This is a genomic window from Sphingobium yanoikuyae (genome assembly GCF_013001025.1).
GTDB lineage: Bacteria > Pseudomonadota > Alphaproteobacteria > Sphingomonadales > Sphingomonadaceae > Sphingobium > Sphingobium yanoikuyae_A.
Window position 1 is genome coordinate 75,559 of the sequence record NZ_CP053021.1, and the last position, 19,331, is coordinate 94,889.

Here is a 19,331-nt window from a genome sequence, read left to right on the forward strand (position 1 = left end):
CTCAGAAGGGCAGCTTGATGCCCACCATCACCCGTTGCGAGGTGGTGCCGTTCGCCATGGTCTGGCTTTCGACATGGACATTGCCCTTCACCTTGCCGAACAGGGTGATTTCGGCGCGGCCGAGCGGGGGCTCGTCGCTGGTGGCGGCGACCTCGCGCTCGACCCGCTCGTCGCGGCGGCGGCCGGTGACGACGATGGCGTTGGGATTGGGCGCGGGCTGCACCTTCTGCAGGTCGAATTCGGGCGGGATGTCGGTGCCGCCAACGCTTTGCAGGGCCATCAACAGACGCAGCATCCTGGGGTTCCTCCGGTCGCAACGGGGATCTGCCAGCGAGGCTGACGCAGGATTACGGCGAATCCATGGCCGTTTCAGGCGCGGGGATGGGCGGCGCGATAGACGTCGAGCAGATGGGCGGCATCGACCTGCGTATAGACCTGGGTCGAGGTCAGGCTGGCATGGCCGAGCAGTTCCTGCAAGCTGCGCAGGTCTGCGCCCCGGCCGAGCAGATGGGTCGCGAAACTGTGGCGCAGCGCATGGGGCGTGGTGCGGTCCGACAGGCCGAGGCGCCCGCGCGCGCCCTGCACCGACCGGCGAATGAGCGCGGCCGAAAGCGGACCGCCGCGCGCACCCCGGAACAGCGGCTGGTCGCGTTCGGGCGACCAGGGGCATTGGTCGGCATAGGCCTCGATCGCGGCACGGACCTGCGGGAGCAGCGGCACCAGCCGCGTCTTGCCGCGCTTGCCGGTGACGCGCAGGGTGTCGCCCAGCGGCATGACGTCGCCCATCAGTCCCATCGCCTCGCCAATGCGCAGACCCGCGCCATAGAGCAGCAGCAGCACCGCCCAGTCGCGCGCGCCGATCCAGTCCTCTCGCGCGCCCTCGGCAATGTCGCCGGCCAGCGCCAGCGCCTCGTCGGGGGAGATGGGGCGGGGCAGGCCGGGCTTGACCCGTGGCCCCTTGAGCTGGGGGACGCGGGCTTCCGCGCCACCGACAAATTTCAGGAAGCCGCGCACCGCCGACAATTCGCGCGCGGCGGAGATATTGCCGATGCCGTCGACCCGGCGGCTCGCAAGATAGGCGCGCAGGTCCGCCTGCTCCAGCCGGGCAAGGCTGGTGGCGGTCACGGCCTGCCCCTGATGCTCGGCAAGGAAGGCGACCAGCCGCTCGGCCGTGGCGACATAGGCTCGCACCGTGTGGGTCGAGCGCCGCCGGTCGAGGCTGAGATGCTGGCGCCAGCGTTCGGGGAGGGAGGGGGTCACGCTGTCGCTCATCAAAACAGGACATCCATCGGTTTGATCTGCGCCGGCAGAGTCTCGAACCGTTCCAGCCATCGACCGCCTCGCATCATGATGCACATCCGGTTCATGGGCATCGTATATTTGACGCGGACATGCGCCTGAAAGCCTAACGACGGATCGTGGGTGAAGCCGTTCACCGTCGCGAAGCGGACCCCCGAGCGGCATTCGAAGATGGTGGCACTGCTGCTGTTCAGGTGCCGGCTGATGATGGGCACATAGAGTGGCGAGACCCAGAGCCTTAGCTGATAATCCTGTTGAGCGGTTGGCGATCCTGCCTGGGCGGGGCGACTATAACTTGCATCGACGGGCACCGTGTAGGTGTCGCAGCCGCTCAGACTGATCAGGCCGATTGTCGCCAAGGCGGTGAGAGGTTGGCCTAAGGTCGTTGTTGGAAATGCCGCGCTTAACTTCGCATATTTCCCGCACATTTTGACAGTATGAAACAAGAGTTGGAAATCTTGTTGCGTGGAGCAGGGAATGCGGGGAGGGGCTGCGTTGCGCATGGCTGCAGCCTAGCAGAGGGGGGCGATGTAGGACAGTTATCGCGGTTCATCGGCTTGGCTGATCTCCAGCACCTGATCGATCCAGACGTCCTTTCCGCCATCACCCAGATAGCGGGACTTATGCGGAACAAGGCCGCGTCGCCCGATGAAGCGAATGCGGAACGCCCCTTCTGGTGGTTCCTGCGACTTGTCGCCCGTGATTCTCCGGGCAGGCTGATCGAGCATCGCGCAGTTCTTGTCGGCGCAGGCGATCGATGCCCATTCGCAAAGACTGTCGCCCTCGCAGCTGTCGCTGCATTCGAGGAACCGGCTATTTTCGAAATTGGTGAACCAGATGCCCGAGAGCGTGGCCTTTTCTCCATAGGCGATGCCATCGATCGTCTTCCCCTGTGCGCAGGAGATGGCGGCAAGAAGGATTAGGGCCAGAGCCAGCGGCGCTTTCGTCATCGGGACAGGCTGGACGATATCGGTGCGGAGGGGAAGGGGGATGTTGATCCTGCTACAGCCCCTCCACCACCGCCTGCGGCGGTGGTCCCCCTCCCCGAGCAAGCTCGGGGAGGAATGGCAGCGTGCCCTTGAAATCCGCCGGGAAATGGGCACATGGGAGCCATGGCTACCCCGTTCGATCCGGCCGATTTGCCGACCGGCATCCTGATGACGCTGTCGCCGCTGGTGGCGCGCGTGCTGGCGCCCAATCCGTCGCCCTTCACCTATACCGGCACCCAGACCTATCTGGTCGGCGGTGCGGATGTGGCGGTGATCGATCCCGGGCCGGACGAGGCCGCGCATCTCGACGCGCTGATCGCTGCGATCGGCGGGCGGCCGGTGGTGGCGATCCTCTGCACCCATACCCATCGCGACCATAGCCCGGCGGCACGGCCGCTGAGCGCGCTGACCGGCGCGCCGATCATCGGCTGTGCGCCGCTGACGCTGAGCGACGATGGGCCGCGCGCGGACGCGGCCTTCGACGCGGACTATCGGCCCGATCGGGTGCTGGGCGATGGCGAAGTGGTGGCCGGCACCGGCTGGACGCTGGCGGCGGTGGCGACGCCGGGCCATACGTCCAACCATCTCTGCTTTGCCTTGGCTGAGGACAAGGCGCTGTTCACCGGCGACCATGTGATGGGCTGGTCGACCAGCGTCATTTCCCCGCCCGATGGCGACATGACCGCCTATATGCGGTCGATGCAGTTGCTGCTGGGTCGGGACGATATCGTCTATTATCCGGCCCATGGCGAGCCGATCGACAATCCGCAGCGGCTGGTGCGCGGCATGATGGGCCATCGCAAGCAGCGCGAGGGGCAGATCATGCGCTTCCTGGAGCGCAATGGCGACAGCGCCATCCCCGACATGGTGGCGGAAATGTACAAGGGCGTGGACCCGCGCCTTTACGGGGCGGCCGGGCGATCGGTGCTGGCGCATCTGATCGACCTGAATGGCCGGGGCATGGCCGCGCCGCTGGAGGATGGGCGATGGCAGATGCGCTGAAGCGCTATGCCGGGCCGGTCGCGGTCGCGCTGCTGATCCTGATCGTCGGCGGGGCGATGCTGGTCGGCTGGCAGCGCTATAATCGCGACTATGTGGTGAGCGTCGAGGATGATGGGACGGCGGTGACCAAGGTCATTGCCGAAAAGATCGCCGGCACCAGCAGCCTGAAGGTTTCGGAACTCAGCGGCACGATCCAGAGCAGCGCGCGCGACGTGCGCGGCTTTGGCTGGCTGAAGTCCGACCAGGTGGTGAAGATGCCCTTTTCGGTCGATTATTTCGTCAATGTCGGCGCGATCGGCGCGGATGACCTGGAATGGGATGCGGAGCGCCGCACCCTGATTGTCAATGCGCCCGATGTCACCGTCGGCAAGCCCAATGTGGACGAGAGCCAGCGCACTCTAGTGCGGACCAGCGGCCTGTTCGTGACGCGCGAGGCGGGTGAGGAACTGAGCCGTCGCACATCTGCTTACGCGCAGGCGCGGGCCGCCAAATCGGCCGGGTCGCCCGAGCGGATGGCGCAGGCGCGCGAATATGGCCGGGCTGCGCTGGTGAAGCTGATGGCCGCGCCGCTGACGGCGGCCGGGCAGGGCGATGCGCGGGTGATCGTCACTTTTCCGGCGGAACGACCCAATCGCGATCGCTGGGACGTGACCACGCCGGTTAACGAGGTACTGGCAAACCGGAGACAGGCCCGCTAGGGCGCCCGGTAAGACCGAGGAGTCACAGGGTATGAACGCTTTCACCGATATTCCGCAGGGGACGGACCTGCGCGCGGAAATCGACCGCCTGCGCAAGGAGCGCAACGCCGTCATCCTGGGCCATTATTACCAGTCGCCCGAGATTCAGGATCTGTCCGATTTCGTCGGTGACAGCCTGGAACTGTCGCGCAAGGCGGCCGAGACCGACGCCGATGTCATCGCTTTCTGTGGCGTGCGCTTCATGGCCGAAACGGCGAAGATATTGTCGCCGCAGAAGATCGTCGTGCTGCCCGACATGGACGCCGGCTGCAGCCTGGAAGACAGCTGCCCGCCCGCCCAGTTCAAGGCGTTCCGCGAGGCGCATCCCGATCATATTGCGCTGAGCTACATCAACTGTTCGGCCGAGGTGAAGGCGCTGTCCGACATCATCGTGACATCGTCGTCGGCCGAGAAGATCCTGGCGCAGATCCCCAAGGAGCAGAAGATCATCTTCGGCCCCGACAAGCATCTGGGCGGCTATCTCAAGCGCAAGCTGGGCCGCGACATGCTGCTGTGGCCGGGCGTGTGCATCGTGCATGAGGCGTTCAGCGAGACCGAATTGCTGAAGCTGAAGGCGCAGCATCCCGACGCGCCGGTCGCCGCGCACCCGGAATGCCCGCCCTATATCGTCGACCATGCCGATTATGTCGGGTCGACCAGCGGCATCCTGGACTTTGCCAAGACGATGCCGGGCGACACGCTGATTGTCGCCACCGAACCGCATATCATCCACCAGATGCAGAAGGCGGTGCCGGCCAAGAATTTCATCGGCGCGCCGGGCGCGGACGGCAACTGCAACTGCAATATCTGTCCCTATATGGCGCTCAACACGATGGAGAAGCTCTATCTGTCGCTGCGCGACCTGAGCCCGCGCATCGAGATGGACGAGACACTGCGCGTCGCCGCCAAGAAGAGCCTGGACCGGATGCTGGAAATGGCCAGCGGCACGGTCGGCCAGGGCGATCTGGGCGCACGCTGAGGATAGACGGGGGAGGTCGGTCACATGGTCAACCTCCCCGACAGCGACTTCGGCCTTTTCTATTATATCCTCGAATGGGCGATCCGCATCGGCGCGCTGATCGCTGTGCCCTTTCGCCGGACGCCGGCGGCGACGCGGGCATGGCTGCTGCTGATCTTCTTCCTGCCGGTGCCGGGGCTGATCCTGTTCTGGATCATCGGCAGCCCGCGTTTCCCCGAATGGCGGCGCGACCGGTTCGGCGAGCTTGATCCCTGGTTCGGCGGCATTGCGGCGCGGCTGCTGCCCCATGCGCCGTCACCCGATCCTGATCGTGCGCCGATCATCGACCTGGCCGCAAAGCTGGGCAAGATGCCGGCGACCGGCGGCAACCGGGTCGATCTGATCTTCGACTATATCGTGGCGATCGACCGGCTGGTGGCCGACATTAACGCCGCGCGGCACAGCGTGCGCATCCTGGTCTATATCTTTGCCGATGATGCGGTGGGACGGCGGGTGGCCGATGCGCTGGGCGCGGCGGTGAAGCGCGGCGTCACCGTGCAGGTGATGTATGATCCGGTCGGATCGCGGCCCTGGCGCAAGGGGATGGAAGCGATGCTGACCGCGGCGGGCGTCGAGTTGTGCGCTGCGCTGCCGTTCCGCTGGATCCGCGGGCGAACAAGGCGCGACATGCGCAACCATCGCAAGCTGTTCGTGATCGACGGGGTGATCGGCCATGTCGGATCGCAGAATATCGTCGCGCGCGACTTCAAGCCCGGCATCGTCAACCAGGAACTGGTGGCGCGGGTGGCCGGGCCGGTGGTGGCGGAGCTGGAGGCGCTGGTGCGCGCCGACTGGTATATGGAGACGCACCAGTTGCCCGAGGGGCCGGTGGTCATTCCCGAGCCGGCCGGCGACGCGGTGACGCAATTGCTGCCGAGCGGGTCCAACTATCCGCTGGAAGGGTTCAAGACGCTGCTGGTGTGGCAGTTGCACCAGGCGCGCAGCCATGTGATGCTGGTGACGCCCTATTTCATTCCCGACGATGATCTGGTCGATGCGATGCGCACGGCGGTGGTGCGCGGGGTGAAGGTCGACCTGATCGTGTCCAAGCCGGTCGACCAGTGGCTGGTCCATGCGGCGCAGGCCTCCTATTATGCCGAGCTGATGGCGGCGGGCATCGGCATCCACGCCCATCGGCCGGAATTCGTCCATGCCAAGACGGTCAGCATCGACGGTCGGCTGGCGGTGGTCGGCTCCTCCAATGTCGACATGCGCAGTTTCGAGCTGAACGAGGAGGCGAGCCTGCTCATCTATGACGCGGAAACGGTGGCGGCGGTGGAGCTGGTGCAGCGTCGTTTCATGGCGCGGGCGGAGACGCTGGACCGCGAAACATGGCGGGCGCGGCCGCTCTATCGCAAGGTTGCGGAAAATGTCGCGCGGATGGTCGGCTCGCTGTTGTAACGGCCCCGCATCATCGCCTATCGCATCGGGCCATGAGACATAAGCTGACGCTCCGTTCCGCCCTGATGGCGATCGCCATCGCTTCCGCTCCTGCCCTGATCGCCGCCGCGCCCGCCACGGGTGACGATCCCTATCTCTGGTTGGAGGATATCGAGGGCGCTAAGGCGATCGCGCAGGTCGAGCAGTGGAATGGCGAGACGGAAAAGCTGTTGCGGGCCAGCCCGCGGTTCGAGGCGGACCGGGCGCGCGCGCGCGCGATCCTGGACGATGAAAGCCAGATTGCGGTGCCCGACAAGGTGATGGGCGATCGCGTCACCAATTTGTGGCGCGACGCCAAGAATCCGCGCGGCCTGTGGCGGTCGAGCGACCTGGCATCCTATCTGGCGGGCAAGCCCAACTGGACGACGATCATCGACGTCGATGCGCTGGGCAAGGCGGAGGGCAAGAGCTGGGTCTGGCATGGCGCCGATTGCCTGGCGCCCGATTATAGTCGCTGCCTGATCTCGCTGAGCGCGGGCGGCACCGATGCCGATGTGGTGCGCGAATATGACCTCGCCACCGGCAAGTTCGTCGAGGGCGGCTTCACCCTGCCCGAAGCCAAGAGCGACGTCGCCTGGGCGGACAAGGACACGCTGCTGGTCGGCACCGACTATGGCGCGGGATCGCTGACCGCGTCGGGTTATCCGCGCATCGTCAAGCGCTGGAAGCGGGGCACGCCGCTGTCGTCGGCGACCTTGGTCAAGGAAGGCGTGGACAGCGACATTTCGGTGCGGCCGCGCGTCGAGCAGGATGGGACCAAGCGCTGGGTCTTCATCGACCGGGCGCTGACCTTCTACACCAACGACCTCTATATCGAGGGCGCGAACGGCGAGCTGATCCGCACGCCGGTGCCCGACACGGCCGATTTTCGCGGCCTGATCGGCGGGCAGATGATCGTGCTGCTGAACAAACCGCTGGGTGATATTCCGACCGGATCGCTGGTGTCCTGGCCGATCGCCGATGTGGCGGCGGGCAAGGCGGGCGCGCCGCAGGTCGTGCTGAAGCCGACCGCGACCACCGTGGTCGAAGAAGTGCGCACCACCGACAATATCCTGTGGGTGAAGCAGCTCGACAATGTCTCGGGTGTGCTGCTGGCGATGACCCGCGACGCCGCCACCGGCCGCTGGACCAGCCGTTCGGTGCCGCTGGCCGACAAGGCGACGGTCCATCTGGTCGGCACCGACGACAAGGGCGACCGGGTCTTCGCTTCGGTCGAGGGAATGCTGACCCCGCCCAGCCTGATGGTGGCAGGGGCGCAGGGAGCCGCGCAAACGATCCAGCAACTGCCCGCGCGCTTCGACGCCAGCCAGTTCGTAGTGGAGCAGCGCTTCGCCACGTCGAAGGACGGGACGAAAGTGCCCTATTTCCTGGCGCGCAAGAAGGGCGTGACGGGGCCGGTCCCGGCGTTCATCCATGCCTATGGCGGGTTCCGCGCGGCGCAGACGCCGACCTACCTCACCACCGAACCCTATCGTGCCGGGCCGCTGGGGCTGTTCTGGGTCGAGGATGGCAATGCCTATGTCCTCGCCAATATCCGGGGCGGCGGCGAATATGGCCCGGCCTGGCATCAGGATGCGCTGCGCGAGAAGCGCCAGAATGCGTTCGACGATCTGGCGGCGGTGGCCGAGGATCTGGTCAAGACCGGCGTGTCGACCAAGGGCGATATCGGCATTTCCGGCCGCTCCAACGGCGGCGTGCTGGTGGGCGCGGCGATGACGCAGCGGCCCGACCTCTATGGCGCGGTGATCGCGGGATCGCCGCTGGAGGATATGAAGCGCTATTCGCACCTGTCGGCTGGCGCGTCGTGGGTGGCGGAATATGGCGATCCCGATGTGCCGTCGGACTGGGCGTTCATGTCCAAATGGTCGCCCTATCAGAATGTGAAGACCGGGGTGCACTATCCGCCCGCCTTCTTCTACCTGTCGACCAAGGATGACCGGGTGCATCCGGGCCATGCGCGCAAGATGGCGGCGAAGCTGAAGGCGACCGGCGGCACGGTCTATTATCATGAATATCGCGAGGGCGGCCATTCGGTCGGCGCCGACCATGCCGAGGATGCGGTGCGCGCGGCGCTGCTGCACGCCTTTCTGACTCGCGAACTGGTGGAGAAGAAAAAGTGAGCGCGGCTTTCACGCTGGAAGGGTTCGACCTTGACGCCTTTGTCGCTTCGACGCTGGCGGAGGATCTGGGGCCGGACGGCCGCGACGTCACCAGCGAGGCGGTGATCCCGGCCGATGCGATCTTCGACGGCGTGATGGACAGCCGCGACGCGGTGACGCTCGCCGGCCTGCCGATCGCGGTTGCCTTCTTCCGCGCGCTCGATCCCGATGTCGAGATCGCGCTGCTGCATCAGGATGGCGACCGGGTGGCGGCGGGGACCGACATCATGCGCATCCGGGGCAAGGCGCGCGCGCTGCTGACGGCCGAGCGGTCGGCGCTCAACACGGTGCAGCATCTGACCGGCATCGCCACCATGACGCGCGCCTATGTCGATGCGATCCTGGGCACGGGCGCGACCTTGCTGGATACGCGCAAGACGATCCCCGGCCTGCGCCGGCTGGAGAAATATGCCACCCGCATGGGCGGCGCGACCAATCATCGCATGGGCCTGTGGGATGCGGCGATGATCAAGGACAATCATGTCGCGGTCGCCGGGTCGGTCGAGGAAGCGGCGCGCCGTGCGGTTGCCGCCGGCATCGCGAATATCATCGTAGAGGTCGACCGGGTCGACCAGATCGAGCCGGCGCTGGCCGCTGGCGCCACCCATTTGCTGCTCGACAATATGGATGCAGCCACGCTGCGCGGCGCCGTCACCCTGGTCGGCGGACGGGTGCCGACCGAAGCATCGGGCGGCGTCACGCTGGAGACGATCCGCGCCAAGGCGGAGACCGGCGTCAGCTATATCAGCGTCGGTCGCCTCACCCAATCTGCCCCTGCCGCCGACATCGGACTGGATTTTTCCCATGCGTAAATATCTGCTGCCCCTGATCGCCCTGCTGCTGCCCGGCATCGCCCACGCCCAGGCCAATCAGTGCCGCCTGCCCGAGATCATCGCCCGCCCGCAGGTGGAGGGGCCGAGCGCCGACGAGCCCAAGCGGGTGCTGCCGATCGGCTATTACACGCTGGCCGTCAGTTGGAGCCCGCAATATTGCAAGACGTCGCGGGGCGGCGCCCGCGATGCCTTCCAGTGCGGGTCGGGCAATGATTTCGGTTTCACCCTGCATGGCCTGTGGCCCGATGGCTATGGCAAGGAATGGCCGCAATATTGCAAACCGGCCGCGCCGTTGCCGCGCAAGGTGATCAGCGAGCATCTCTGTTCGACGCCTTCGGTGCAACTGATTCAGCATGAATGGGTCAAGCATGGCACCTGCATGCCGACCACGCCGACCAAATTCTTTGCTCTGTCGCGCAAGCTCTATCAGGCGCTGCGCTATCCCGACATGGCGGCGCTGGCCGCGCGGCCGACCCTGTCGGCGCAGGATTTCGCCAAGGCGTTCGCGGCGGAGAACAAGGGCATGGTCGCCGATGGCATCCGCCTGAACGTCAACCGCGACGGCGCGCTGAGCGAAGTGTGGATCTGCATGGACCGCAAATTTCGTTACATGGCCTGCCCGCCGCAGCAGGGTGGCGTGCGCGACCGGGCGCAGCTGCGGATCGAGCCGAGAGGCTGATCTGGGTCAGCCGTCGCCGATCAGCCGTCGATCGTCACTGTCGAGGGATGGTGGCGATCGAGATGCTTGCGGATGATGCGCAGATTCTTCGTGTTCGACTTGTAGAGAAAGTCGAAGATGTCGCCGGCAAAGGGAATGGCGCCGACCAGCGTGTCGACGCCGACATTGGCGGCCATGCGGGTGAGCTGCCATTTCGACAGACCGAGATTGCGGGCTTCCCACACGATCCAGGCGCCCATGGCGGCGGTCGCGATGTCGCCGACGACGGGGACGAGACCGATCAGGCTGTCCATGCCGACCCGGCGCTTCGTGCCGGGGATGACGAACAGTCCCTCCAGCACGGCCTCCATCATCTCGATCCGGCGACGGATCGAGGCGGGGTCGCGGCCGAAACCGGGCATGTCACGAACAAGGTCATCGAACTGCTTGGCCGAAACGGGCATTCCATCACTCTCCAAAGCCCCGTGCTGCCGGATAACGTCCGGCGCGGCAAAAAGGGCGCAGACCCTTAATTGGTGCTGCGGAAGAGATGGTTCAATGGGTGGCGGCCACGCGGCGAGGGCAGAAAGCCGCTGAGCCGTTTTGACACCAGAGACCAGCGGATCGGTGCGCCGAGCGGGATATAGCCATCATGGCCCTGAATCAGGCCCACCGCCTGGGCGACGCGGGCGGCGCGCTCCTCCGCCGTGCTGGCGAGGCTGGCGGCCTGCAGCGCGGCTTCGCCCTCCGGGCTGCAGTGAATCTTGCGGGCACAGCCGATGCGGCCGAGATACCAGAGCGCGCTGTCATAGGCGGCGACCTCGTCGATCAGGGACAGGTCCGCCTTGTCGGCCAGATCGACCCGCTCTGCGGCAAGGCCGATGGCGCCCAGATCGCGCGCCAACAGGCCGAACAACAGGGTCGAGCCGGGGCCGGCGGGCAGGGCGATGCGCAGCGGCGGCGGATCGCCATGGGTGCCACGCCAGCGGTCGATGATGGCGCGGCCCTGTGCGCGGCGATCATCCATCGCCTGCCCGACCCAGGCGGGCGTGGGCGGCGCCACCGGCAGGTCGAGCTGGCCGGGCAGCAACTGCTCGCTGATCGCCCAGCCGCCCAGCGGGAACATCTGGAGCAGCTGGTTGCGATCGACCGCCATGTTGATTGCGGCGCGCACGCCGTCATCGTCAAGCAGATCGCCCTTGCCGGTGACGGCAAGGCCCAGCAGCCCCTGCACCGGGTCCATCCGCACCGCGTCGCGATCGATGCCGGCGGGCACCAGCAGGGGCAGGTCGGCATAGCGGCCGCCCAGCACCAGCGCCGACTGTTTCTCGCGGAAGCGGATGATGGCGAGGGACGCGCGCTCGGCGCGCAGCACGCGGGTCTGCCAGGCGGGGACGCCGGCTTCCTCTTCATCGCTGTCGGCATCGTCGCCGCTGAGGCGATCGACCGGGGCGAGCATCGCCGCGCCGCTGCGCCAGACGCTGCGATAGGGGCCGGTGCCGCCGTCGCGCGACAGCACCGCCATTTGCGGTTGGGCCAGCATCTGCAGCACATAGGGGCGGGCGGCGGCCATGCGAATCTCGATCACCTCGCCGGTCATCGGCACGACCGCCTGCACCGCGTCGAGGGGCCCGTCGGGGTCGAGCTGGCGCAGCATTTCGATCCGCGCCATCAGCATGCGGGCGACATCGGGCGCGGTGACGCGGGCGCCATTGGCCCAAAAGGCGCGGCGCAGGCGGAAAATATAGCTGCGCCCGTCATCCTCCACGACCCAGCGCTGGGCGAGGGCCGGCAATATGTCGCCGCCGGCATCGAAGGCGACCAGCCCCTGGGCGGTCGCCTCCAGGATCAGCTTGGCCGCCGGATTGGGCAGGTTCTGCAAGGGCTTGGCAAGTTCGGTGCGGCTGCCGATGACGCTGACCACCACCGGGCCGCTGCCTTCGTCGGAGCAGCTGCCGAGCGCGAGGCTGGCCCCGGCGATCAGGGCGGCGCGGCGCGACAGGCGACGCAGGCGAGGCGAGACGGCGAACATGCAGGAACGGGCTTAGCCGGACGGGGCGCCGCCGCCAACCGCGATCGGCGCTTTTGCTAATGTCACAAAACCGACATCTGAAAGACGCTGCAATGTAACATAAGATTCATACTGGCGTCCCCGAAACAGGGGAATGGACAGGAATGACGCTCCGATTGCGACTGGCCGCCGGCACCGCGCTGGCGACGCTGATGATCTCCGCGCCGGCACAGGCGCAGGATAATGCGGCCTTGCAGCGCCAGATCGACGAACTCAAGGCGCAGGTGCAGGCGCTGACCGCCGCACTGGCCGCCAACAAGAGCGCGCCGCCGGTGGCGGCCGCGCCAGCGCCCGCGGTGGACGCCGCTCCGGCGCCTGCTGCGCCCGTCGCCCTTGCCGCTGCACCGGCCGCGTCGGCGGCCGTCCCAGTGTCGGCGGAGGCGCCCAAGTCCAAGGCCTGGTACGAGAAGCTGTCGCTGCGCGGCTATACCCAGATGCGCTATAATGGCTTCCTGTCGGGCGACGATACGGCGCCGGCCGGCCAGTCCCGTTTGCGTTCTCCTCATGACAGTTCGATTTCGGATCGCGGCGGCTTTTCGCTGCGCCGGGCGCGGTTGGTGCTGCAGGGCGATGTGTCGGACCGGGTGTCGCTCTATCTCCAGTCCGATTTCGCGTCGGCGGTGAACAACCAGGCGGGCAGCGAGCGGCGCGAGGGCTTCGTCCAGCTGCGCGATGCCTATGCCGATGTCTTCCTCGACAAGGACAAGAATTGGCGTGTGCGCTTCGGTCAGTCGAAAGTGCCGTTCGGCTGGGAGAATATGCAGTCCTCGTCCAACCGACTGACGCTGGACCGCAGCGACGCGATCAACAGCGCGGTGCCCAGCGAGCGCGATCTGGGCATTGTCACTTATTATACCCCGTCGTCGGTGCAGCAGATCTGGGACCGGCTGGGGCATGACGGGCAGAAGCTGTTCGGCAATTATGGCGCCTTTGGCCTGGGCGTCTTCAACGGGCAGGGCACCAACCGGACCGAGCAGAATCGCGGGCTGATGAAGGTGGCGTTCGCGACCTGGCCGTTCGAACTGGACGGGCTGGGTGGCGCCTTTGAGGGCCAGGTGCTGGAAATCGGCGGATCGGCGATGATGAACGATGTGCAGCCCGAACTGCGTAGCGGCGGCGTCAGCACGATCGCCTATGACGATGATCGCGTCGGCCTGCACGCCATTCTCTATCCCCAGCCCTTCGGCATCCAGGCCGAATGGAATTGGGGCAAGGGGCCGGAATATGACCTCGCCAGCCAGTCGATCGAGACCAAGAATCTGAGCGGCGGCTATGTCCAGATGATGTATCGCCTGCCGACCGAGACGATCGGCGCGCTGATGCCCTATGCCCGCTGGCAGCATTATCGCGGCGGATGGAAGGCCGGCACCAACGCGCCGCGGCTGGAAACCGACGAATTCGAACTGGGTGTGGAATGGCAGCCGTGGAAGGCGCTGGAATTCACCTTCGCCTATGCCCGGATGAAGCGCGCCGAAGCCGACGAACGCCGCACCGGCCGGGCGGAAGGCAATCTGATCCGCACGCAGGTGCAGTGGAACTACTGACCGGCCATGCCCCTGTCAGGGCGTGACCGGCGGTAGCGGATCCTTCTGCGCTGCGGCCTTGCCGTCAGGGTTGAAGAGCATGATCCGATCCTTGCTCGCGTCATAGCGCGGCCAGGCGGCAAGGCCGGTGCCGTTCGGATCGCCGCTGCGCGCGAAATTGACGATATAGGCGCTGATGGTGCGGCCCATCTCATTGTCGCGCGGCGTGGTCGCGGCGCCATATTTGATCGCCTGGGTGTCGAAGAAATAGGGGATGTCGGTGGCATGGCCCGCACCGGGCTTGCCCACCGAGGTTGCGACATAGTCGAAGCGATAGGCGTAGACCGGCAGCTTCGCCGCGGCGAGCGTGGCGGCGACGGTGCGGGCACCGCCGACCATGAAGCCGGTCGGGCCGCCAATATCGGCGCTGGTCGCGCCGACCATCACCGGCACATGGGCGAAATTGCCGGCCGCATAGGCTGCGGCGGGATTGACCGCGATCTTCCCGTCGGGGAAGGGCGGGCTGTAGGGGCCAAGCTGGCCCTTGAACATGCCTTCCAGGTTGAGGCCGTCGATCACCTGATCGGCGGGGAGGGCGCGCAGCCCCTTGAGCGCGGCGGCGTCGCTGCCCTTGATCCCCTTGGTCGCGGCGAAGGCTTCGCCGATCGTCGCGGCGCTGCCGTCCTTTGGCCCCATCATTTGGCCGTCGCCGCCCGACATGATGACCGCGCGCTGGAACAGGCCCTGCGACAAAGGCGAGGTCAGCAGCGCGTGGACCGACATGCCGCCCGCGCTTTCGCCGATGATGGTGATGTTGGCGGGATCGCCGCCGAAGCGGGCGATGTTGCGCTTCACCCATTGCAACGCCGCGACCTGATCCATCAGGCCGTAATTGCCGGTGAGGCCCTTGTCCTCGTTGGCGGCGGCAAGGGCGGGGTGGGCGAAGGTGCCGAAACGGCCGAGCCGATAGTTGAAGCTGACCACCATCAGCCCCTGCTTCGCCAGCGCAGCGCCTGCATAGGTTGGCGGGGAGGAGCCGCCATTCACGAAGCCGCCGCCATAGATCCAGAAGAGGACCGGCAGCTTGGCGGTGGCGCCGGTGGGCTTCCAGACATTGGCGTAGAGGCAGTCCTCGGCCGGCGGGGTGCCGAGCGGCGCGGCGTCGCTGGGGAAGGGGAGCTGCATGCAGTCGTTGCGATAGGCGGTGGCTTCGCGCACGCCCTGCCAGCGGGCCGAGGGCTGGGGCATGCGCCAGCGCAGGTCGCCGACCGGCGGCGCAGCGAAGGGAATGCCCTTCCAGCTTTCCACCCCGGCATCGAGCGCGCCATGGACGATTCCCGCCTCGGTCTGGACCATCTGTGGCTGGGGCGTGGGGGAACGGGCGGCGAGCGGGGCTGTGCCAAGGGCGCTGGTGCCGAGCAACAGGGCGCCCAGCCCGATGATAGTGGTCCGCCGCATCGCCTGCATCCTCCATTCCATTCTGTGGGCGGGAATAGAGGCAAATATGGCGCGGAAATCAATCCGCTTGATCGGACAAAGAAAAAGGGGCGGCGCCCGAAGGCACCACCCCAAATTTCTCCGGTTGCAACCGGAAAGCCGGGCCTTGCCGAAGCAAGGCCGCAACAGCTTACTTCAGCTCGACGGTCGCGCCGGCTTCTTCCAGCTGCTTCTTCAGCTTTTCAGCTTCGTCCTTGCTGGCGCCTTCCTTGACAGCCTTCGGGGCGCCTTCGACCAGAGCCTTGGCTTCGGTCAGGCCCAGGCCGGTGATGGCGCGGACTTCCTTGATGACGTTGATCTTCTTGCCACCGTCGCCGGTCAGGATCACGTCGAATTCGGTCTGCTCTTCAGCAGCCGGAGCGGCGCCGCCAGCAGCCGGAGCGGCCACAGCGACAGCAGCGGCGGCCGAAACGCCCCACTTTTCTTCCAGAGCCTTCGACAGCTCAGCGGCTTCGAGGACGGTGAGGGCCGAGAGCTGATCGACCAGAGCGTTGATGTCTGCCATTTTTCAATTCCTTCTAAGGGGCGATTGCCCCGAACAAATGAGGTTCAAAAGTTAATGAGGATGAGGGGCGGCTCAGGCCGCTTCCTTCTCCGCATAGGCGTTGAAGACGCGCGCAAGCTGCGCAGCCGGTGCCTGGGTGACGGTTGCGAGCTTGGTAGCCGGGGCGACCAGAAGGCCGACCAGCTTCGCACGCAGTTCATCCAGCGACGGCATCGATGCCAGGGCCTTGACGCCCTCCGCATCGAGCAGCACTTCGCCCATCGCGCCGCCAACGATCTCAAGCTTGTCGTTGGTCTTCGCGAAATCGACTGCAACCTTGGCGGCTGCAACCGGATCGACCGACGAGGCGAGGCCGACGGGGCCGGTCAGCAGTTCGCTGATGCCGGTATAGTCGGTGCCTTCGAGGGCGATCTTGACGAGGCGGTTCTTCGTAACCTTGTAGGACGCACCGGCGTCGCGCATCTTCTGGCGCAGGACGGTCGACTGAGCGACGGTCATGCCGAGGTTGCGGGTCACGACGACCACGCCAACTTCTGCCAGCTGAGCGTTCAGCGCGGAGACGACCTCAGATTTCTGATTACGATCCATGCCATTCTCCACTTCATGTCCGCGTCGCTTGCGCCACGCGAACGGCTAAAACCCATGGCAAGCCATGGGGCAGTTAAGTCCGAAGGGGAGAGGTCGACTGGCCCATATCCTCGAAAAGGAAATCAGGCAGACCCGAATCGGGCGCATGGCCCGTCCGGTAAAGAACTTTTCCCCGTCTAGGCTGGAGATTAAGAAGGGCAAATTTCCTTCACCAACTGTCTCGGACGGAAGACCAATGGCGTGAGCCACGGGTCTGCTGGGGCGCCCTTACAGATTTTGGGCCATGCTGTCACGCGGAATCTGGAGCGAGGAACGGTTGCGATTGCGCAACGGCATTGTGCCTTCGTTGGACGCGCTATAGCATGACCAAGTCATGCATTTTTGGGTAAATGTGGCGCTTAGCGCATTCTGCTGCACGATGTTGGGCAGCGCTGGCTATACCGAACCCGAGGATTTGTCGGACATGCCGCCGGATGAGCGGGCATCGCTTGTCGCTATAATTGCCTGGCATGATTGCATGGCACCGGTCGTTCGCAAGGTGAAGAACTGGCGTCCGCTTGATGATCGTGAGGTCAACGCGCTGGGATATGCCTGTCCTGCTGAATTGCGTGCTGCGGCAGAGCGGCTGTCCGAACGTAATTGGTCGGCGGAGCAAGTTCCGCCCAGCTATTTTGCTATGAGCCGCGAGCAGCGGATTTTGTCGCATGAGCGGGAATTGGCCGAGAGCTTTTGGTGTGAATTCCGCCAATGCTACATATTGTAGCGTATCGATCCCGGCATAATGCGGCGATTGGCGGTGGAGGACGCTGTCCCCCACCGCCTCTTCTGTCCTAGACCCGGTCCGCCTGCACCACCGTATCGAGGGCACGGAGCGCCGAGACGATGCGGCTCAGATGCTGGGCGTCTGCCACTTCCAGGTCGATGATGTCGGTGTGGAAGGGGCCTTCGCGATTGACCAGTTGCAGGTTGAGGATGTTCGCCTTGGTCGCGCCGAACACATTGGCGACGGCGGCGAGCGCGCCGGGCTGGTTCTTGACGATGACCTGCAGCCGGGCGGTGCCACCCTTGGACTTGCTGTCCCAGCTGAGGTCGACCCAGTCGTCGTCCTGCCCCGCCTCCAGCGTGCGGCAGTCGATGGTGTGGACCTCGATCGGCTCGCCGGTGCGGCGGATGCCGACGATGCGGTCGCCCGGAACCGGGTGGCAGCATTCGCTCAGCTTGTAGGCGATGCCCGGCGTCAGGCCGCGGATCGAGACCGGGGCATGCTGGCGCGGATGGGCTTCCACCAGTTCCTCGCCGCTGGTGGAGCCGGGGATCAGCGCCTCCATCACTTCGGAATCGAGCAGGCGATGGGTGGCGATCGCCACCATCAGCGAGGCGCGATCCTCCAGCTTCAGCCGCTTGAGCGCGGCATTGAGCGCCTTGTCGCCCAGCTCGCTCGCCAGTTCGGGCGAGAAGCGGCCGATGATTTCCTCATAGAGTTTTTCGCCCAGCGCCACTTCCTCGCCGCGCTGCTTCTGGCGGATGAAGCGGCGGATGGCGGCGCGCGCCTTGCCGGTGATGGCAAAGCTGAGCCAGCCGGGCTGGGGTTCCTGGCCGGCTGATTTCAGGATTTCGACCTGGTCGCCATTTTCAAGAGAGGTGCGCAGCGGCACCACCCGGCCATTCACCTTCGCCCCGACGGTCTGGTTGCCGAGCGAGGTGTGGACGGCATAGGCGAAATCGACCGGAGTCGACCCCTTGGGCAGCTGGTGCAGCTCCCCCTTGGGCGAGAAGGCGAAGATGCGATCCTGGTACATCGCCATGCGGGTATGTTCGAGCAGCTCGTCGGCATCCTGGCTCTGTTCCAGGATCTCGACCAGGTCGCGCAGCCAGGCCGCATTCTGGTCGGTGGCGTCGCCCTTCTGCTTGTAGGCCCAGTGCGCCGCAAGGCCAAGTTCGGCGTCATTATGCATGTCGCGGCTGCGGATCTGCACCTCGATACGAGCATTTTCCTGATGGATGACCGTGGTGTGCAGCGAGCGGTAGCCGTTGCGCTTGGGGGTGGAGATATAATCCTTGAACCGGCCCGGCACCATCTTGAAGGTCTGGTGGATGACGCCGAGCGCGCGATAGCAATCCTCGGTCGTCTCGGTGATGACGCGGAAGGCCATGACGTCGGTCAGCTGTTCGAAGCTGATGTGCCGTTCCTGCATCTTCTTCCAGATGGAATAGGGATGCTTTTCGCGGCCCGACACGGTGACGGACAGATTATGGCCGCCCAGCAGCAATTGCAGTTCGGCGCCGATCCGGTCGACCTTGTCATGGCCGCCTTCCTTCAATTGCTCCAGCCGCTTGGTGATGCTGTCATAGGCTTCGGGTTCCAGCACGCGGAACGAGAGAAGCTGCATCTCGCGCATGAAGTCATACATGCCGATCCGCTCCGCCAGCGGGGCATAGATGTCCATCGTCTCCTTGGCGATGCGACGGCGCTTCTGCTCATTCTTGATGAAGTGCAGCGTGCGCATATTGTGCAGCCGGTCGGCCAGCTTCACCAGCAGCACGCGGATATCGTCCGACATGGCGAGCAGGAACTTGCGCAGATTCTCGGCCGCCCGCTCATTTTCGGACATGGCCTCGATCTTGGAGAGCTTGGTCACGCCGTCGACCATGCGGGCGACATCCTTGCCGAACGCCTCCTCGATCTCGTCATAGGTGACCAGCGTATCCTCGATCGTGTCATGCAGCAGCGCGGTCACGATCGTCTGGTCGTCCAGATAGAAGTCGGTCAGGATACCCGCGACCTCGATCGGATGGCTGAAATAGGGGTCACCGCTGGCGCGCTTCTGGCTGCCATGCTTCTGGACGGAGAAGACATAAGCGCGGTTGATCATCGCTTCATCCGCATCCGGATCGTAGCGCTTTACCCGTTCGACAAGTTCATATTGACGTAGCATCGTTTCCCGATTGTGTGGGAAGCGCCTTGCAGCGCAACAAAAAAATCCCGATCTGTGTGATTTGGGTTGCCTTTGT

19 protein-coding genes are annotated in these 19,331 nt (G+C 65.4%); 9 read left to right on the forward strand and 10 right to left on the reverse strand.

The window, feature by feature from the left end; translation table 11 throughout:
• Position 1: 1 nt before the first annotated feature.
• From HH800_RS00405 to HH800_RS00420, 4 genes are all read right to left on the reverse strand, one after another.
• Complete coding sequence (locus HH800_RS00405) at positions 2-295, reverse strand: hypothetical protein (RefSeq protein ID WP_169859791.1); 294 nt, start codon at positions 293-295, stop codon at positions 2-4.
• Positions 296-369: 74 nt separating this feature from the next.
• Positions 370-1,272, reverse strand: coding sequence for a tyrosine recombinase XerC (locus HH800_RS00410; protein WP_169859793.1), 903 nt, complete (start codon positions 1,270-1,272; stop codon positions 370-372).
• A complete protein-coding gene (locus HH800_RS00415; RefSeq protein ID WP_169859795.1) occupies positions 1,272-1,658 on the reverse strand; it encodes a hypothetical protein in 387 nt (128 codons plus the stop codon). The genes HH800_RS00410 and HH800_RS00415 overlap by 1 nt, the downstream gene beginning before the upstream one ends.
• A gap of 180 nt (positions 1,659-1,838) precedes the next feature.
• A complete protein-coding gene (locus HH800_RS00420) occupies positions 1,839-2,249 on the reverse strand; it encodes a hypothetical protein (RefSeq protein WP_169859797.1) in 411 nt (136 codons plus the stop codon).
• A gap of 162 nt (positions 2,250-2,411) precedes the next feature.
• Here HH800_RS00420 and HH800_RS00425 point away from each other — a divergent pair, with 162 nt between their 5' ends.
• From HH800_RS00425 to HH800_RS00455, 7 genes are read left to right on the forward strand one after another with little or no spacing between them, the layout of a single operon-like run.
• Positions 2,412-3,290 (forward strand): MBL fold metallo-hydrolase, encoded by an 879-nt coding sequence (locus HH800_RS00425; protein ID WP_169859799.1) that lies wholly within the window; start codon positions 2,412-2,414, stop codon positions 3,288-3,290.
• On the forward strand, positions 3,275-3,988 hold the full coding sequence (locus tag HH800_RS00430) for a DUF4230 domain-containing protein (RefSeq protein ID WP_169859800.1): 714 nt from the start codon (positions 3,275-3,277) through the stop codon (positions 3,986-3,988). The genes HH800_RS00425 and HH800_RS00430 overlap by 16 nt, the downstream gene beginning before the upstream one ends.
• A gap of 31 nt (positions 3,989-4,019) precedes the next feature.
• Positions 4,020-5,006, forward strand: a complete 987-nt coding sequence (gene nadA / locus HH800_RS00435) for a quinolinate synthase NadA (protein ID WP_169859802.1) — start codon at positions 4,020-4,022, stop codon at positions 5,004-5,006.
• A 24-nt stretch (positions 5,007-5,030) separates the two neighbouring features.
• Positions 5,031-6,446: a cardiolipin synthase gene (gene cls, locus HH800_RS00440; protein WP_169859804.1), complete on the forward strand. Its 1,416-nt coding sequence runs from the start codon at positions 5,031-5,033 to the stop codon at positions 6,444-6,446.
• A 32-nt stretch (positions 6,447-6,478) separates the two neighbouring features.
• Positions 6,479-8,605 (forward strand): prolyl oligopeptidase family serine peptidase, encoded by a 2,127-nt coding sequence (locus tag HH800_RS00445; protein WP_169859806.1) that lies wholly within the window; start codon positions 6,479-6,481, stop codon positions 8,603-8,605.
• Complete coding sequence (gene nadC / locus HH800_RS00450; RefSeq protein WP_169859808.1) at positions 8,602-9,456, forward strand: carboxylating nicotinate-nucleotide diphosphorylase; 855 nt, start codon at positions 8,602-8,604, stop codon at positions 9,454-9,456. Before HH800_RS00445 ends, nadC begins: the two co-directional genes overlap by 4 nt.
• Positions 9,449-10,156: a ribonuclease T2 family protein gene (locus HH800_RS00455; protein ID WP_169859810.1), complete on the forward strand. Its 708-nt coding sequence runs from the start codon at positions 9,449-9,451 to the stop codon at positions 10,154-10,156. Before nadC ends, HH800_RS00455 begins: the two co-directional genes overlap by 8 nt.
• A gap of 20 nt (positions 10,157-10,176) precedes the next feature.
• Here the strand turns inward: HH800_RS00455 and HH800_RS00460 are convergent, their stop codons facing one another.
• On the reverse strand, positions 10,177-10,599 hold the full coding sequence (locus HH800_RS00460; protein WP_010336734.1) for a DUF4112 domain-containing protein: 423 nt from the start codon (positions 10,597-10,599) through the stop codon (positions 10,177-10,179).
• A gap of 65 nt (positions 10,600-10,664) precedes the next feature.
• The gene (locus HH800_RS00465; RefSeq protein ID WP_125997154.1) at positions 10,665-12,167 is read right to left on the reverse strand and encodes an ABC transporter substrate-binding protein; all 1,503 of its coding nucleotides are present in this window, start codon (positions 12,165-12,167) and stop codon (positions 10,665-10,667) included.
• Positions 12,168-12,310: 143 nt separating this feature from the next.
• Here HH800_RS00465 and HH800_RS00470 point away from each other — a divergent pair, with 143 nt between their 5' ends.
• Positions 12,311-13,750, forward strand: coding sequence for a porin (locus tag HH800_RS00470; protein WP_169859811.1), 1,440 nt, complete (start codon positions 12,311-12,313; stop codon positions 13,748-13,750).
• 15 nt (positions 13,751-13,765) lie between these two features.
• On the opposite strand, the gene HH800_RS00475 is transcribed toward HH800_RS00470, so the two are convergent.
• The 3 genes from HH800_RS00475 to rplJ form a co-directional block, all read right to left on the reverse strand.
• On the reverse strand, positions 13,766-15,187 hold the full coding sequence (locus HH800_RS00475; protein WP_169859813.1) for a carboxylesterase/lipase family protein: 1,422 nt from the start codon (positions 15,185-15,187) through the stop codon (positions 13,766-13,768).
• A gap of 169 nt (positions 15,188-15,356) precedes the next feature.
• Positions 15,357-15,731, reverse strand: a complete 375-nt coding sequence (gene rplL, locus HH800_RS00480; protein WP_004210471.1) for a 50S ribosomal protein L7/L12 — start codon at positions 15,729-15,731, stop codon at positions 15,357-15,359.
• Positions 15,732-15,803: 72 nt separating this feature from the next.
• Complete coding sequence (gene rplJ, locus HH800_RS00485; protein ID WP_169859815.1) at positions 15,804-16,319, reverse strand: 50S ribosomal protein L10; 516 nt, start codon at positions 16,317-16,319, stop codon at positions 15,804-15,806.
• Between the two features lie 373 nt (positions 16,320-16,692).
• On the opposite strand from rplJ, the gene HH800_RS00490 reads away from it, so the two are divergent.
• On the forward strand, positions 16,693-17,082 hold the full coding sequence (locus HH800_RS00490; protein WP_169859817.1) for a hypothetical protein: 390 nt from the start codon (positions 16,693-16,695) through the stop codon (positions 17,080-17,082).
• Between the two features lie 67 nt (positions 17,083-17,149).
• On the opposite strand, the gene HH800_RS00495 is transcribed toward HH800_RS00490, so the two are convergent.
• Entirely contained in the window at positions 17,150-19,255 is a 2,106-nt protein-coding gene (locus HH800_RS00495) for a RelA/SpoT family protein (RefSeq protein WP_169859819.1), read from the reverse strand.
• Positions 19,256-19,331 lie beyond the last annotated feature (76 nt).